Source organism: Enterovibrio calviensis DSM 14347, from assembly GCF_000621165.1.
In the GTDB taxonomy this organism is placed as follows: domain Bacteria; phylum Pseudomonadota; class Gammaproteobacteria; order Enterobacterales; family Vibrionaceae; genus Enterovibrio; species Enterovibrio calviensis.
Window position 1 is genome coordinate 18,743 of sequence record NZ_JHZA01000019.1, and the last position, 16,943, is coordinate 35,685.

Annotated in this window: 15 protein-coding genes; 5 read left to right on the top strand and 10 right to left on the bottom strand. The window is 46.5% G+C overall.

Translation table 11 applies throughout. The annotated features are described in order from the left end of the window. Positions 1 to 75 precede the first annotated feature (75 nt). The 6 genes from Q365_RS0115220 to Q365_RS0115245 all read right to left on the bottom strand — a co-directional run bounded on the left by Q365_RS0115220 (position 76) and on the right by Q365_RS0115245 (position 8,347). Positions 76 to 2,481: a zinc/cadmium/mercury/lead-transporting ATPase gene (locus Q365_RS0115220; RefSeq protein WP_035025142.1), complete on the bottom strand. Its 2,406-nt coding sequence runs from the start codon at positions 2,479 to 2,481 to the stop codon at positions 76 to 78. A 100-nt stretch (positions 2,482 to 2,581) separates the two neighbouring features. After that, complete coding sequence (locus Q365_RS0115225; RefSeq protein WP_028024156.1) at positions 2,582 to 3,055, bottom strand: response regulator; 474 nt, start codon at positions 3,053 to 3,055, stop codon at positions 2,582 to 2,584. Positions 3,056 to 3,123: 68 nt separating this feature from the next. Next, positions 3,124 to 4,539, bottom strand: a complete 1,416-nt coding sequence (locus Q365_RS0115230; protein ID WP_028024157.1) for an SLC13 family permease — start codon at positions 4,537 to 4,539, stop codon at positions 3,124 to 3,126. Between the two features lie 125 nt (positions 4,540 to 4,664). Continuing rightward, positions 4,665 to 6,137 (bottom strand): MATE family efflux transporter, encoded by a 1,473-nt coding sequence (locus Q365_RS0115235; protein ID WP_028024158.1) that lies wholly within the window; start codon positions 6,135 to 6,137, stop codon positions 4,665 to 4,667. Between the two features lie 224 nt (positions 6,138 to 6,361). Further along, positions 6,362 to 6,781, bottom strand: a complete 420-nt coding sequence (locus Q365_RS0115240) for a CBS domain-containing protein (protein WP_028024159.1) — start codon at positions 6,779 to 6,781, stop codon at positions 6,362 to 6,364. Positions 6,782 to 7,030: 249 nt separating this feature from the next. Next, positions 7,031 to 8,347 carry a DUF945 family protein gene (locus tag Q365_RS0115245; RefSeq protein WP_028024160.1) on the bottom strand — a complete coding sequence of 439 codons (1,317 nt, stop codon included), beginning with the start codon at positions 8,345 to 8,347 and terminating at the stop codon, positions 7,031 to 7,033. Between the two features lie 172 nt (positions 8,348 to 8,519). Between Q365_RS0115245 and Q365_RS0115250 the strand changes: the two genes are divergently transcribed. From Q365_RS0115250 to Q365_RS0115260, 3 genes are all read left to right on the top strand, one after another. Continuing rightward, positions 8,520 to 10,475, top strand: coding sequence for an ATP-binding protein (locus Q365_RS0115250; RefSeq protein WP_028024161.1), 1,956 nt, complete (start codon positions 8,520 to 8,522; stop codon positions 10,473 to 10,475). Next, the gene (locus Q365_RS0115255; protein WP_028024162.1) at positions 10,472 to 10,972 is read left to right on the top strand and encodes a response regulator; all 501 of its coding nucleotides are present in this window, start codon (positions 10,472 to 10,474) and stop codon (positions 10,970 to 10,972) included. Before Q365_RS0115250 ends, Q365_RS0115255 begins: the two co-directional genes overlap by 4 nt. Positions 10,973 to 11,183: 211 nt before the next feature. Continuing rightward, the gene (locus Q365_RS0115260) at positions 11,184 to 11,741 is read left to right on the top strand and encodes a porin family protein (RefSeq protein ID WP_028024163.1); all 558 of its coding nucleotides are present in this window, start codon (positions 11,184 to 11,186) and stop codon (positions 11,739 to 11,741) included. Positions 11,742 to 11,773: 32 nt separating this feature from the next. On the opposite strand, the gene Q365_RS0115265 is transcribed toward Q365_RS0115260, so the two are convergent. The 4 genes from Q365_RS0115265 to Q365_RS0115280 all read right to left on the bottom strand — a co-directional run bounded on the left by Q365_RS0115265 (position 11,774) and on the right by Q365_RS0115280 (position 14,569). Continuing rightward, positions 11,774 to 12,142: a hypothetical protein gene (locus tag Q365_RS0115265; protein WP_028024164.1), complete on the bottom strand. Its 369-nt coding sequence runs from the start codon at positions 12,140 to 12,142 to the stop codon at positions 11,774 to 11,776. A gap of 50 nt (positions 12,143 to 12,192) precedes the next feature. Next, positions 12,193 to 12,663 carry a TetR/AcrR family transcriptional regulator gene (locus Q365_RS0115270; protein WP_028024165.1) on the bottom strand — a complete coding sequence of 157 codons (471 nt, stop codon included), beginning with the start codon at positions 12,661 to 12,663 and terminating at the stop codon, positions 12,193 to 12,195. Between the two features lie 93 nt (positions 12,664 to 12,756). Beyond that, positions 12,757 to 13,671, bottom strand: a complete 915-nt coding sequence (gene dsdC, locus Q365_RS0115275) for a DNA-binding transcriptional regulator DsdC (RefSeq protein WP_028024166.1) — start codon at positions 13,669 to 13,671, stop codon at positions 12,757 to 12,759. A 313-nt stretch (positions 13,672 to 13,984) separates the two neighbouring features. Next, complete coding sequence (locus Q365_RS0115280) at positions 13,985 to 14,569, bottom strand: TfoX/Sxy family DNA transformation protein (RefSeq protein WP_028024167.1); 585 nt, start codon at positions 14,567 to 14,569, stop codon at positions 13,985 to 13,987. Positions 14,570 to 15,015: 446 nt separating this feature from the next. Between Q365_RS0115280 and Q365_RS0115285 the strand changes: the two genes are divergently transcribed. Beyond that, positions 15,016 to 15,936: an HDOD domain-containing protein gene (locus Q365_RS0115285; protein WP_028024168.1), complete on the top strand. Its 921-nt coding sequence runs from the start codon at positions 15,016 to 15,018 to the stop codon at positions 15,934 to 15,936. Positions 15,937 to 16,025: 89 nt separating this feature from the next. After that, positions 16,026 to 16,925, top strand: coding sequence for a lysine exporter LysO family protein (locus tag Q365_RS0115290; RefSeq protein ID WP_028024169.1), 900 nt, complete (start codon positions 16,026 to 16,028; stop codon positions 16,923 to 16,925). Positions 16,926 to 16,943: the final 18 nt, after the last annotated feature.

The window sequence follows — 16,943 nt, forward strand, 5'->3', positions numbered from 1 at the left end:
TTCATTGCATTTCAAAATTGAGTGACAAGGATCACTTTATGAAAACATCAACAAACACCCTACTTCAATACTTCTCTATTTCGATGTCTTTGGCCCGTAGCGTAGTAGACGCAAAGCGTTGACGGTGACGATGGCTGTTGCACCACTGTCAGCAAGCACTGCTACCCAAAGTCCCGTAAAACCAAGCACAGTGGTAACCAAAAAGATCGCTTTCAAACCAATCGCTAGGGCAACATTTTGTCGGACATTCGCCATCGTTGCCCGAGCCAGTGTAATCACTTCAGGGATAGTTTCTATACGATTATGGCTTAATGCAATATCAGCGGTCTCAAGGGCGACATCGGTTCCACTCCCCATTGCAATGCCTATCGTCGCGGCTTTCATGGCAGGCGCATCGTTAATGCCATCGCCTACCATGGCAACACGAGACCTTGCTGCTAGCGCATTGATTGCGTCAACTTTCCCTTCCGGCATCAAGCCCGCTTGGAATTCCATGTTAAGGGCATTCGCTAGCCCAGCGGCAGCGTTAGGGTTGTCTCCCGTCAACATCAACGACTGGATACCGACGTTATTCAAGCGATCTATGGTCATTGCCGCGGTTTCACGAAGTTCGTCACGCCAAGCAATCACACCTATCGCTTCACTATCAACAAACACAACAGCCACGGTTTTCCCACTTTCCGCTAATTGTTGCGCTGACGCCGCATGGTTAGCATGAATATATTGATCTCCTTTGAGCTTATCCAAGGCAACGACCGTAATCTGTGCACCGTGGACGACTCCGGACACCCCTCGTCCCGACTGCGTATGAACGTTTTGAGCGCTTGGAATCGCCACGTCAAGACGCTGAGCCTCTTCAACCAAAGACTTAGCAAGCGGGTGATGCGAACCCACTTCGATTGCTGCTGCTTGAGCAAGCATTTGATGCGTTTCTCCCTGCCAGCAGAGAACATCGGTTACAACAGGCTTACCTTGTGTCAGTGTGCCAGTTTTATCAAACGCTACCCACTCCACTCGGCTAAGTGCTTCGAGTGCTGCTCCCCCTTTAATGAGCGCGCCATATTTTGCTGCCGCAGCCAGCCCTGACGTCATCGCCGCGGGCGTGGAAATCACTAGAGCACAAGGACAAGCAATTAGAAGCAATGCCAACCCGCGATAAATCCACACGTCCCAACTTTCGCCAAACAACAACGGTGGAATAACGACAATCAGCGACGCAATCAAAATCATGAGCGGTGTATACCAGCGACTGAATCGATCGATAAAACGCTCCACTGGCGCTCGGCGAGATTCAGCATCTTCTATGAGTGTCAAAATACGATCAATGGCGCTTTCACCTTGCTTTGAAACCACCGTCAATTCGACACGTTGATCCACCGCCAGCGCGCCAGCTGGTATCTTCTCACCCACCTGTTTTTCAACGGGGATAGACTCGCCAGTCAGTGCGCTTAAATCAAAACTCGCACTTTGTGCAGTCAACGTGGCATCGGCGGGCAATCTGCCACCAGGAGAAATCTCTATGGTGTCTCCAGGCTGAAGAGAAGACACAGGAACGTCTTGCCTCGTGCCATCTTTTCCAATTTTCACCACAACATCAGGCACCAAAGCCATCAGGGCTTGAATACCTGCTCGCGCTTTCGCCGATGCATACCCTTCTAGACGTTCACCAATAAGGAACAGGACCAGCACCATCGCAGCTTCAACGGTTTCCCCCAAATAGAGAGCTCCCAACGCCGCTACCGACATCAACATCTCTATAGAAAATGGCGAGCCGCTGCGCGCTAACACTGCTGCTTTCTTCAAAATAGGTATCAAACCGATCACGGTTGCCGCACTAAACAACACGGTGGATAGATCGGGTCGCCAGATAGACAACAAGCCGGAGAGCGCCATAATCGCAATCAAAGAAAGGAGAATGCCTTCTTCTTTGATACGCTGAGCAATGCTTTTGGTTTCCGCTTTTGAGGAGGGAGCAGAAAGTTCGGCCAACGGAAAGCCCGTTTTCTTCGCACGGCTAGCGACCAGCTCGCGTTGGGCATCAGTCGGTGCTGTATTAAAACTGACAACGAGCTTTTCAGTGGCAAATCGAACGTTCACCGTTGTGATACCTTCGAGCCCCTTAATGGCGGATTCGAGTTTGCCTGCACAGCTTGGGCAATCCATGTTTGTCACGCGCCAAGAATAAGTATGACTCTCGCTGGCATTGGAGGCCTGATGACCAAAGGGAGCGGCCGTGTTATCAGCCGTATTTTTCGCGGTTAGAGTTTGGCTGTTGTGTGAGTTATCACAACAGCCCAGCCTCTCCGGATCTTCGCTATCCTCAACGGTGGCAGCATGACAACTTTGCGCAGTATCCACTGAAGACGCTATCTTTGGAGTGCAACACTCTCCGCCCGCGCTTGGGCTTGATGCGCCGACCTGTTGGTGTTTCTCGTGATGATGTGCTTGTTGGCAATGTCCTGATTTACATGAATGGCTCATAAGGTCTCTCCCTTCTTAAACATACATTCAGTGTAAACCTTGGAGTTACCTCCAAGGTCAAGCATCTAATCCAAAGTAGTCTGAAAAACATTCGTTTTGATTACTTTAGGCGATCCAAAATCACTTGAGTATCTAACCCTTCTTGGTAGTCACGATAATCGAGGCCGGCATCAAACACAAAGTGGGTCACCAGTTTTTTCGCGGCTTCTTGCAGTGCCGCAGCCTGCCAAGGCTTCTCAAAATAGCGCTCTATGCGGGCATTGTTGATGGCTTCAATAGTATCGGCATGGGTTGCTTGCCCAGTAAGAAGCACTTTTCGCGTCGCACGAAACCTTGGGTCTAGCGACACTTCAGTCAACAACTCGACACCTGTCTTTTCCGGCATCACGTGGTCAGAAATGATCAACGCAATATGCTCGCCGTCGGCATCGAGATCATCCATCAAAGCCACTGCTTCATCTGCAGATTCACAATCTTCGATATGAAATGCGACAGAAAGAGGAGCGAGATCTTTAAGCACAGCGTCTAACACTTCACGTTGATCATCAACGCAGATGATATTTACTTTTTCCATCTTTATCCCCTCATTAGAGTACCTGCGCCGCCAGAGTGACACTGATTCTAGAAAGCGCAGGAACATTGCTATAAAAAGTTAACCAATCGAAGAATCCATACCATGACAAAGCTCAGTGCAACACCGACAACACCCAGTACCACGCCCACTTTTGCCATTTGATGGCTATTCACGTGACCCGTTGCATGAGCCAATGCATTCGGTGGCGTACTAATAGGCAGAGACATACCCAAAGAAGCTGCAAACGTCACAATCAAGATCAGCGTGGTTTCGCCGCCCAGTGAAGACAGTGAAGTCATCGACATGCCTAGCGCTGCCATGATCGGCATTAGCAAGTTAGCAGTTGCGGTATGGGACATGAAGTTTGCCATCACCAAACAGAGAACAGCAGCGCCCAGCAGCACCAGTTCAGGCGCGAAGTCTTCGAACGGAATGCTATGCACCATGAGCTGCGCTAAGCCCGTTTTATCCAACGCCAGACCGAGTGCGAAACCGCCGGAAACCAGCCAAAGTACATCCCACGACACTTTCTTCAAATCTTCTTTATTGATGATGCCCGTCATCGAAAATACAGCGACAGGAATCAATGCAACGGTGTAGGAATTCATGCCGTGACTTGAACCCATCAACCACAATAAGACGGTAACAGCAAAGGTGACATAGACTGTGATGGCTTTCGGCGTTTTAAGGAACTTACCCTTAATACTTAAAGAAATAGACGATTCATTTGATGGAAACAGCTTGCTGAGTAACACCCAGGCCAGCACCAACATCACGATGACGAATGGCACACCGAATGCCATCCACTCACCGAAGGTGATCAAGTTTTCACCCGACAAATACTTCAATGCAATGGCATTGGGTGGTGTTCCAATGGGAGTCCCTATTCCACCAATGTTCGCCGCCACTGGAATCGACAACGCAAAGGCGATTTTCCCTGGGTCGTTCGGTTTAAACAGCATCAATATCGGCGTCAATATCGCCAGCATCATCGCAGTGGTTGCAGTGTTCGACATGAACATGGAAAACACCGCAGTAATGAGCATTAAACCTGCCATCACCATTTGAGGTTTATGACCAAAAGGTTTTAACAACACTCGGGCAAGGTTGATATCCAATCGGTATTTGGTCGCCGCCATAGCCAAAAAGAAACCACCAAGAAACAGCATGATAATAGGGCTAGCAAAGGTTGCCATGATGTCGCTGTAATGGAGTAAACCACCAAACTCTGGCGTTCCCGCATCGGCTCTGAACCAGATGAGTCCTTTGTCTGATAGAAAGAGCAATTCGAGAACGATCACCAATACTGACGTAGCATAAATGGGGATAGGCTCTAACACCCAGCATAGTGCCGCCATCAGAAACAACGCAATAGCGCGTTGTTGCATCACAGTCAAAGTTTCAAAAGGAAACGCGGAGACTGGTAGTAGCATGACCACCAGCGGAATAAGAATAGGAAGTATGTATTTCGCCTGAACGCGCATGATCGCCTGTAATCCCTTAAAGCAAACGCCCACATTTCGTGGGCAACACGCTCATTCTGCGCTACTTGCTAGAAAGGAGTACTGAATTAGATCAATAAATTGGAACGATTTTCGAGCAGAATGACCTAACGAGTCGGCAGGTTTTTCTCCGTGTCGTTATCAAGCGCCTCTTCGCTTTCTTCAGCCATCACTTCTCGACAACTGGTGAACGCAGTCACAGGGACACTAGGCTCTATAGCCACAACGTCTTCTTCTTTTTTCTCTTGGTCTTGCGCCAGTTGAGCTATCAATTTCTTAACCAGCCAATAGCCAGCAATACCAAAAATGATTGAGCCCACAGCCTGACCAATCAATACGCCTTGCGCGCCACCGAAATAACCACCCGCATACACAAATGGAATGGTACCCAATGTTGCCTTCCCGACATTCAAAAGCGTTGACCACGTTGGTCGGTTGAGGTTATTGAAAGCGGCATTGGACACGAACAATGTGCCATTGAAAATGAACGTAATGGCTATGTAGGTACAAAACAGCGTCACCATGGATGATGCGTCACCCTCCAGACTAAAGGCGTCAATAATTAGCCCTTGAGAGAGGAATAGAATGAGTGCCACACCGACACAATACGCTGTCACAAATTTCACCGAATCGGTCAACGTTTGCTGAACTCTATCAAACTTCTGGGCCCCATAATTCTGACCAAGAATAGGTCCCACCGCACCAGACAGCGAAAATATCAATGCAAATGATACAGGTAACAATCGCCCCATCACCGCATATCCGGCGACAAAGTCCGCACCATATTTTGCAATTTGTGCCGTCACAATCGCGTTGCCGATCGGCGTCGCCGTATTGGTAACAATCGCGGGTGCAGCAATATGGAAAATGGCGCGAAAATGTTGAGACAAATCGGCCAGACTCGGGCGAGAGACCAAATCATGCTTACGATGAACGGCATGAAACGAAACACCGAATAATACAAATCGAGATATCAATGACGCAGTCGCCGCGCCTTCAATCCCCATTGACAACACAAAGATAAAAATGGGATCAAGCACCGCATTGACTGCCCCACTGACCAAAGTTGCAGCCATTGAGCGTTTCGCATCGCCAACGGCTCGCAATGCCGCCCCTCCTGCCATCCCCATGGCCATCAAAGGCCCACCTGGCAGAAGTATCATAAGAAAATCTTTTGCTTTGTCAGCCGCTTCACCGTTTGCGCCGATCATGGCCAATATAGGATCAACAAACAGCAAGATAACGCCAACAGTGACAGTGCTAACAATGGCAGAAAAAACCATGATACTGCCCGTCAACTTTCTCGCTTCCTCTCTATCCCCTGCCCCCAACGCACGGCTCACTAATGCGCCCATCGCAATGGACGTACCGATAGAAACAGAGGTGGAGAAAAACAGGATAGTACCGGCAAAACCAATGGCTGCTGCTAACTCGACTTGCCCAAGTAAACTGATAAAAAACATATCGGCCAGATCGACCAAAAACAGGGCCATGAGCCCCACTGCGCCAGACGTGGACATGACTGTGATGTGACGCATGATTGAGCCATTTACAAACTTGGCTTGTTGCTGATTGGGCATACTTGGTATCCGTATCGAGTAGAACGAGGCTGTCAGCCATCCTAGCTGCTTGAAGAAACGAAGAACTGTTTACGATGACAAGGTGTGGATCCTCATCTCCGCGTTACGAACCATTTAATGTGCAGAGGGCTTACAAAGACACCATTGTGCCATGAAAAAGAGGTGCTTCAAGCACCTCTTTTGATACGACTCAGTCGAAAAAACTGATTAACTACACGGGTCAACTATACCGGATGTAGGAAGCAATCATCGATTTGCGTCGCGATGGCTTTCAAAATGTCTCTTCGAGAGATAATTCCTATGAGTCGTTCATTCTCATCGACAACAGGATAAACCTTAGGTTTTGCCGGCAGCATCTCTTCTGCCAGTTTAATAATGCTCTCTTCAGGTGATACCGAAGATACCTCTTTGTGCATACAATCTTCGACCGTATTAGAGTCTTGGCAGTAGTAACCCGCTTTTAACAGCTTGTGGATCATGTCCTGTTCAGACAAAAAGCCGACAACATGATTATGTTCATCCAACACAGGACCGCCCGTCTGGTGAGCATTGAGCATTTTTTCGAGCGCAACTGACAGAGACATGGAAGCCTTGAAAGTCACGGGTCTTTTGTTCATGTAATCTTTTACTTTTATTGATTCCATGCATTCCCCTTTTAATGATTGGTCAACACGCAGCGATAGGGAAAATCTCTGTTCTTATCTAACAGTGTTGACCAAGCTGGGAAAATTACTAGCACTCTCGAAACTATTTTTATCCTATGTCACAAATGAAAGAGCGCTTTACGGTGAATTTCTCTTGTTCCGCAATCAATCGCTCCCTAAAAAACAAAAAAAACCAGCACCTAATAAGGCACTGGTTTCATTGCATGTGAACCGCTAAAGATTGAGAGATTACATGAAGAGCATCATCAGTAAACCAAGAGGAATTCTTTCCCCACTTGGAGAGACCACTTGATCGCCTTCAATTTTCGCCGTTAGGGTTACACCGTTTTCGGCCTGAGAAACGAAACCGTAAGACTCGATATTTGCCAACGATGCTTCAACCTCAGGAACGCCTTGAACGTAAGCGGTAGGCACATTGACAAAAATGTTGCCCTTTAGCTTAGACATTAACGCACCCATATTTTGCGTCACGCTGCCAAGACCAGGTTCAATCGACAGATCAAATTTCGCGTCAATATGGCCTTCTGGTGTATCAAGCTCAAGTGGAACGATTTCGAACGTCATCCCTTTCTCAACCAGACCATCTAGCGCTGTCTGCAACTTCATCATGTCTTCTTGAGCAGGCTCAGCACTCATTGAATCTGCGGTATTCGCTAACGCAATCATGGAGTTGTAATCCAATGCGTTAAAATTAACACCGATCTTGAAGTTATCAATCACCAGAGTATCTGGCACATCCAATTTCGCAAACGACATTACCGTCGAATTATCAAAGCGAAGTGCATCAGGCAAGGCAGTTTTCACGTCGCCATTATCAATGGCTGACAATGCGTTCGTGACGTTTAAGCCAAGTTGACTGATTGAGGCTGAAGAACCATATGCATCACTGAAGGTGCTCGTCCCGATGTTGAGGCTTTGAGCGCCCACCCAAACATCATCGACCAATTCGCCATTACCGCTACCGGTAATTTCAGCCAAATTGAACGTCTCACCTTCTGGGCTAGACAATTCAAGAGAAGGCATTTCCATCTGGAAAAGCATCACACCATTTTTGTCCACCGTACCCGAAATGTTTGCTGGTGAACTTGTGATGCTAATTTCTTCGTTACCACCATCCATTGCGCGAACAGTCACGTCATACTGCGTGTCTCCAAATACGGAGGTTTCAGTCACAACAGTCACTGGAGATTCACCTGACGGCCACAGCAAGTCGGTAATCACTTTCATTTCTGGTGTCATGTCTAACTCAGATGTTGTGCTAACACCCAAGAAACCATGGCTTACATGACTTGTGACTGAGTAAGACGTCGGCAAGCCTTCGTCTTCATAAACCTCTTTCATCCCGCCAATAACCGAGACGCGCGTCACCACTTCTGACGATAAATACCCTCTATCATAAGATGTATTTTCAACAGAAATATAAGGTGATTGTACTTGCTCAATCTCTCTATCATAAACAGACTGACCGATTTGACCCGTTGCAAAAGGCCACAAAACTGCAACCGCGACAGCGCCTGCGATTGCCGTGTATTTTCCAAATATCATTTTTACTCCATGGACTCCGTCATGAGTTTTTACCGAGTGTAAACCATCGCTATCTATAACCCTATGGCCTTTCAAGGTTTTCTTTCTCGATGTGTCAGTTTGCTGCGCTCTTCTCAGCTTGAAGACGCCGAAGACGATACACTCATGAAAAATAGTGATATTAGATAACCGTATGAATCTACAAGTCATATTGTGTCTTGATGACGACCCGAACATCTTGACGCAAGTCGCCTCTGAATTGTCAGCGTTTAGTGGGCTTTTCGACATACTCTGTGCAGACAACGTTCACACTGCCGGAAATATTCTTGAAGAGCTGAAACGTAACGACCAACACGTTGCCTTGTTTATCTGTGATCATATTCTCGGCGAAGATCAGGGTGTGAACCTCCTTATCAATATTGATAATCATCCCGCGTCAAAAGGCGCAAGAACCATATTGCTAAATGATCAGCCCAATCTAGATATCATTATGCAAGCGGTAAACGAAGGCCGGCTCAACTACTGCATGACCAAGCCGTGGGCACCACAAGAAATGCTCGAGACGGCCAAAAAAGAGTTAACCCAATATGTGCTTCAGCACAACAGTGACGATTTGCTTCGGTACTGCAGCGTTCTCGATCAAAAAAGTCTACTCGAGGCGCACATCGACAACAAGCTCGCCTCCTATCGAAATGGATTTATTGAGTCAGCATTAGGCGTCAGCGACGAAGCGCTCGCCCAAGAGCTTATTCAAGGACTACACGAGTACTTTGCGCTAAACAGCGAACACAATGTCACACGCATCTACAGTGAAGATCATATTCTCACGCATGAAGACAAACCCAACTCCTTCCTCTGGTTCGTGGAAGAAGGTGAAGTCGCCTTGCTAAAACGCGATGAGTCGGGCGCCTCTCATGAAGTGGCTCGGCTTGGACAAGGCAGTTTGATTGGTGGCATGTCATTTGTGACTGGGGATGTTTCGTTTTCTACGGGGATAACCCTAAAGCCCACCAAAGTGATCAAACTTAACCGCACGCTTTTCTCTCAAGTGATGCAGGCAAGAAACGACCTACTCCCACTCTTTTCGAGCTACCTACTCCGCCACTTTAACCGCAGGCTAAAGCGTAGTATTTCCACCGAAGTGAAGCTCCAACAAACGCTTCAATCTCTTGAATTAGCTCACAAGCAACTTATTGAGAAAGAGAAAATGGCAATGCTAGGCCAACTTGTGGCCGGCGTCGCCCATGAACTGAATAACCCTGTGTCCGCCATACTCCGAAACAGTGACACACTCAGAGACAATATTGGTCTTCTCATCAACGTAGAAATGAGCGATGTCGCACGCGACAAGGCCAACCAAATCATGGCAGATGCCCTTCTCTCTCGCCCAATGTCTACAGCGGATGCCAGGAAAAAAGCCAAGGTCATCGAGCCGATGGTGGGCGATCGCAACCTCGCGCGTAAAGCCGTGAATATGGGTCTCGACGATACTGATGAGCTTCAGGCTTGGCAGAAAAAACTCAGTCCAACCTTTGATGAGACCTTAAGCCAATGGGATATGTTCTACCAAGCAGGGAGCTTATTGCGGTCAACTAATGTATGTGCACAGCGTATTGCTGACATGGTCAAAAGCCTGAAAACCTATGCCCGCCAAGATGACGAAACAATGCATGAAGTCGATATTCATGAGGGCATTGAAGACACCTTGGTGATGTTTGAAAATCAGCTCAAACGGGTTCAATTGGTGAAAGATTATGGTGAGCTTCGCGCCATTCGTTGTATGCCGATAGCGCTTCAGCAAGTCTGGACAAACCTGATTTCAAATGCACTCGATGCCATTGGCACTGACGGCGAAATTCATGTAACAACACGCGAAACCGTATTTCGCAGTCGCAAGGCGGTAAAAGTCACGATACGCGACAATGGCATGGGTATTCCAACCCACATCAAGAATAAAATTTTCGAACTCAACTACACCACCAAACGTGAAGGCCATTTTGGTCTAGGCATTGGCCTGTCTGTGTGTCGACAAATTGTCGAACATCACGGCGGACTTATCGATGTGAGTTCTTCTGCAGGAGAATTTACCGCGATGATAGTGACCCTGCCTTATTCACCGTTGACGACACCCTCTAAGGAGGACATATGAGTAAGTACCTAATATTGTGTGTTGATGATGAGCGCGACGTCCTCGACAGCGTCACAAACGACCTCGCATCGCTAGAAGAGCATTTCATCGTCGAAGCCGCGGAATCTGTCGCCGAAGCAAAAGAAATTATTGCTGACGCGACTGCAGATGATATCCAATTGGCCTTGATACTCTGTGACCACATTATGCCAGACGATCTAGGTGTTGATTTCTTAATAGAACTCAGTCAACTGGATAGAACGGTCAATACCAAGAAGTTACTTCTAACAGGGCAAGCAGGCTTAGATGAAACCGTACAAGCGGTCAATCACGCTAGTCTGGATTATTTTATTGCCAAACCTTGGCAGGGAAAAACCCTAAAACAAGTCGTCATCGATCAACTGACCAGTTTCATCATCGAAAACGAACCCAATTTAATGCCATGGATACAAGTATTGGATGCCGAGCGAATCATGAAGGCGATCAGTAATAATCGGCTCAGTTACTCCGATATGTAGAATCGTAGACTCTAGCAACCTGAAGATGCTTAGGTAGATAGCCACAAATAAACAGACAATTTTTGGGAAAATAGTCTGTCTAAGTCATCTTTTTCATATTTTTTGGTTAAAAGTCACTCAGCAATCTCTTAAATACGTGCCATGCTGTTGTTTCGCAAAAGCGACTTCTATTAAACTACCCACATACTCATATTTCATCACGAGACCTTTCATGCGCAAAACCAAGATCGCTAGTATTTTACTGGCCGCTGCTTCTTCAGTTGCATTCTCTGCCGCAAGTGCTGCCAACGACGTCACCATGAGCAACTTTAGCTACGACTACTTTGAAGCGCGCGTTGGTATTAGCCCAGTAACTTACGGCGTCGGCTTTAGCACGTCTATTCACCCTAACGCTCACGTTCGTGCAGAAATCGACAGCGAATTCGAATCAGACTATGACGCCACCGCAGCAATTGGTTTTCATGCACCTGTGAACAATTGGGCAGATGTATATGGTGAGTTGGGTTTGCGCACGATGAAGCAGCGTGGCCTTTACAACCATGACACCGAGTTCGGCGTTGAAGTTAACTTGGGTATTCGCCAGTGGTTAGGTCCACAACTTGAAGTGGGCGGTGAGTTGGGTCACCTATCAATCGCTGATGACGACGATGTTTTCGGATCAGTATACGGTCGTTTCCACGCAACCGAGTTGTTCTCTTTGGGTGCACAACTTCGTATCAATGAAGCGTACGGCGATCAATTCATGTTCACCACACGATTCAAGTTCTAAAACTTTAAAAGGCCTCACATTGAGGCCTTTTTCTATTCACACGGAACAATATTGAAGTCTGACAGTTCGTCAGCATGCTGCTTCGAATCAAGCCGCGAATACCCCATCATTTCAGCAAGTTTTACGTCTTTGGCTTCAATTGAATGAATCACAACATCTGCTGTTTCTGCGCCGCAAACACTAACAAACGATACGCCATTGAGCTGGCCGCATTGTGAGGTTTCCACATGAACCCCATTTGAAGAAAGTTGTTGAAAACTATCCACTGCTGTCATCCCCGGGTCTTCACACTGAATAGCGCCACGAGACTGATAAACGGTGACAGATTCAGGTGGCTTGATCGCACAGCCTGACAGTAGAAAAAATGAGGATAGTGAAAGTGTTAAAGCAAGATGTTTCAAGCGTTTTCTCCTAGCTCTAGAAAGGGTATCCATACACACTACGGTCAACGTTAGCCTAATTGACTATCATCCCAAACCATATCGACGTCGAGCAAATGCGCCACTGACATGCCTAGTAGCTCCACGGTGATTTGTTGACCCAGTAAGTCCATCAACCGCTGTAAACCAAGTGTCGCTTTCTTTTTACCTCCTGAATGCTCATTAATGGCATTGATAAGGTATTTAATACAATGAACAAATTTCGGTTCGTTTAAAGCAGCCTGCCAGCTCAATTTGATGCTGCGATGAGACGAATCATCAATCAAGCCCACAACGTAGCTAAATACTTGTCCTTGGAAAGCATCTGTCATCGATTCTTTGGTCGGAACGACGCGCTGAATACCACTGCGACTCAACCCCGTTCGTTTTGCAATACTGCCGTATGTCACAGCATCCCAGCCTTCTTCCATGAAGATATCGATGATCGTTTGATAAATCGCAGCTTCCGTTTGTTGCGCACCTTCCCTAGTGTTTTTCGCCATCGGTCCATTGATTCCTGATTAACATACTTCGTATCCTATATTTTATTCACAAAAATTTACAGTCCGCCCCCCTGTTACATAACACTCCGCGCATTATTGCGATCGGCCCAGTTGTTCGAAAAGCCACTGTCTGAATGCCAATATCTTCGCGCTCCCTTGTTGCTCCTCTCGATACACAAGAAAAAAGCTATAAGGTGATTTAACAGGTTGTTCGATGGGCATCACTAGACGACCTGAAGCCAAATGATCTTGAATGTAAGTCGTGCGCCCAATCGCCACCCCCATTCCTGAGGCCGCAGCTTCCAACGCAAGATCAGCGCGGTCAAAACTGTGGTTTGTTCCATTAAGCTCTATGCCATTGCTGTTCGCCCAATATAGCCATTCGTCACTCAAGCTCGCGCTAGCCCAAGGTGCTGCATCATGTAAGAGTTGGCATTGGGCGAGCTTATGAGGGTTGTCATAAAGCTCGTGCAGAGTGGCATATTCAGGGCTGCAGACGGGCACAATGGCATCATCCATTAAATGATGGCTTTCTAAACCACTGTAACGCCCATGACCAAAATAAATCGCACAATCAAACGCCTCCGCCTTAAAATCCACCAGATCATTTCGTGTTCTCAAGTGCAATGTCACATCAGGAAAAGTTTCGGCGAATTTAGAAAGACGCGGCACTAACCATCTTTGCGCAAATGTTGGTGGTGCCGAAATAATAAAATCACCGAATGGCTTTGCACGATTAAGCTCAAGTAGCTTTACACTGATCGCCGAAAACTGCTCCGCTACCACTTGCTTTAACTGCTCTCCCTCATTGGTTAATGCAAGGTGACGCGGACGTCGCAGAAAAAGAGACACATCCAAGCGCTGTTCTAGCTTTTTTACTCGATGACTCACCGCACTTTGAGTTAAGTGCAGTTGCTCCGCTGCTCGCGTAAAACTCATGGTTTCCGCAACAATCGAAAAGCAGTGTAACCCTGCAAGTAGTGACGCAGACAACTCAGGTAATTTCATAACAAAGGGACTGTTTTTGGTAACGAATAGTAGGACTGTAGCATTTATACGTAAGCAACCTGAAGATGCCGTATTCTGCGAGTTGTACGGACGCAATAATCTAGGCATTCCTTTTTGATGTAGTAAGCTCCATCAAAAAAGGAGTAACACCGTATATGGGTCAACAAGCTCGCTGGAAGGAAAGCCCTCATAAACCGAGCGTCTTCGGGTTACTTGGGTATATGCGTAGACGCAAATAGCAGATATTTTTCTGTACTTCAGATAGACAAAAAGCCGCAGAATGCGGCTTTTTTTGGGTGAGAATGAGACGAGATTACACAGCGCGAAGAAGGTTTTGTTTAGTCTCTTCGCTTAACAATGTGTAGTGAACACCCGTTTGAGCCCCAGCAAACATCCACAATAGTTTGATGTCGACATCGTATCCGTGTGCTTCCTGCACTTTACGGAACAATTCTTCTGGGCTCATAGAGAAAAAGGTATCAACATCAACAACACCCGCTTTTTTCAGCATTCTTTCGATCGTCAAACGTAGGTTTGGCAGATCACGAAGACGCTTGTTTAACTTGGAATCGCGGTATTCCTTCTCGGCGACAGAGTTCACTACGGACTTTTTTACCATCGCATCTAAACCTTCGTCCTCTGCATCGTAGAGATCGGTGATGTCATAGTAATTTACAATCGCGGTGGAACTCTTCTTAACATGGACGAATTTTTTACATTCTTTTGCAAGCAGTGCGTCAGTCAAATCTGCACCGCCACGCAAATAAATGCGCTCTTCTTTAACTAGCGAAAACATCGCTCCGCTAACGAAAAATCCTGTTCCGCCAAACATAGAACGTTTTTCCGTTTCGCCGAACTGAGATAAGTACTCTACAAAGCCACTTTTAACTTCAAGCACAGGTGCCTCCTTTCTCCCCAAAAGCCAATTCCTCGGCCAAAATCTGTAATTTCTCAACGCGAATTAATGATGCCGTATAAAGGCATAGAAAACCATGCACTAGATCACCGATAGTAGATAGCCGTAGCAAAAATGCAACATTCGTCACGAATATGAAGTGTAATAATTATGTTTATACAATGTTAAATGCACCATAGCACTCGCATTTGACACGATTTGTTACATCAACTTTTGCTCACAAACGTTAAATCACTTCAAATTATGGTGAGAAACACTACCCAGACTTGCGGATTCGTCATTATTAATATTGTCAATTAGCAAAGTGGCGGGATTTCTAGACAGCGCGTAGTTCTTTAGTGGCGTTCGTTCAATTTTAATGACTTATGTATTCCATTTAATACGCAGTGGAACTACTATTCACCCAGCGTTTTTTCGAGTCTAAAAAGATGGATCATCTATCGTTATTCTGGGTCAGCCCCAACCGTGATAAACACCTTAAAGCCATTGAATCGGATTTTTTCCACCGTGTTTATCGCTCGATAAAAGACAACACGCTGGAGCTCCCCCCTATTCCAGATGTTGTTCTCAAGCTTCAACAGATATGTCATTCACCGAATACAACAGTGAGAGACGTTTCAACACTTCTGCTTGACGACGCCACGTTGGCCGCCGCTGTTATTCGTTCCGCTAACTCGGCAGTATTTTGCCCAAGAACTAACCGCCAATGCCATGACATTAGTATGGCGGTATCTCGTCTTGGCATTCGTCGCGTACTGGGCCTTGCCACGGCGCATGCCATCCAATCATTGAAGAATAACTCTCCCTTTACTAAAGAATGCAACGCCTTGTTAAAACAAAGTGCCAATGCTTCTCGGGAATTTGCTTCGACCATGGCACTGCTCTGTCAGAAAGTGAAAAGCTTTGATGATGAGGCCACTGCTCTTGAAGTTGAAAAGGCACTATTAATTGGATTACTAGCTGACATTGGTATTTACAGCGCCATTAAGGCATATCAGCAGTATTCTGATGAAGGTAACTATCTCGATTTTGAAATCGCTAGCCACGTTTTCTTTTCAGTCAGTAAAGAGGCAAGTCGGTTCATTCTTAAAAACTGGGGATTTGATGCAGACTTCATTGAAGTGTCATTGAATCGACGGATCCGCAAAAAAAGTGAAGATATCACTTACCTCGATGTAGCGAAAATGGCCAATCACCTGCTTATGTTTCGTGCAAAAGACGATGACATTGACGAACACGAAGTCGAAATTACGCTGGCGGGTGCCGAAGCGCTTTATGAACTCTCTAACCTCAATGAAAATGAATTCCGCCACCAGATTAACAACATAGTCAACAACTGCGGATTTTAACCCTCTCTATCGGGACAATGATTGACCTAATTAGAAGACCGCTGATACTCTCGTCTCGGTTTTCTATTTATCAATAAGGTCTCAACTCGATGCTTCCCGGCATGCTGTACATTTTTCTTCCACTCGTTGTGGGTTACTTCATCACGATTAAGAGCGCATCGCTTCTTGAAACGATTAATCGCTCAACGTCGCGATTAGTTTTTGTCATTTTAGGATTGATGGGGCTTAGTCTTGCGGGATTAGACAACCTGAGTAGCAATTTAAATCAAATCCTTTTACTCAGCGTAACCTTCTTTTTCTGCATCGGCATTGCCAACCTGCTCGCGCTGCCCCTCCTTGACCTCATACTCAAAACCAAAACAGAACAACACAAACAATCAGTGCCGCTTTCAAGCATGGTAATGGAATCTGTTAAATTGGTGTTTGTTGTTGGCGGTGGCTTGATCATCGGCTTGCTTCTTCCTATTCCGCTAGATTGGGTCGATCCAGCCAGCGAGGGAATATTGCTTATTCTTCTATTTTTGATTGGTATTCAGCTACGTAATAGTGGCATGACACTCAAACAAATTATTCTGAATAAGAAAGGACTAAGCGTCGCACTGATTGTCATTGTCACATCACTTTTGGGCGGTTTACTTGCGGCTTGGCTTCTTGATCTTCCATACAACCACGGCCTTGCGATGGCATCGGGCTTTGGGTGGTACTCTCTTGCAGGTATTCTAATGGGAGATGCACTTGGCCCAGTCTATGGCGGTGCGTCCTTCTTACTTGAACTCACTCGCGAACTCGTTGCCATTATCCTTATCCCGATTCTTATCGCCCGCTATCCATTGACCGCAATTGGATATGGTGGCGCAACATCTATGGATTTCACACTCCCCATCATCCAAACCACTGGTGGCGTTAAGTGTGTTCCCATCGCGATTGTCAGTGGATTTATATTGAGCTTACTCGTCCCTATTCTCATGCTCTTTTTTGTGGCGCTTTAATCTATACAGATGGCAAGC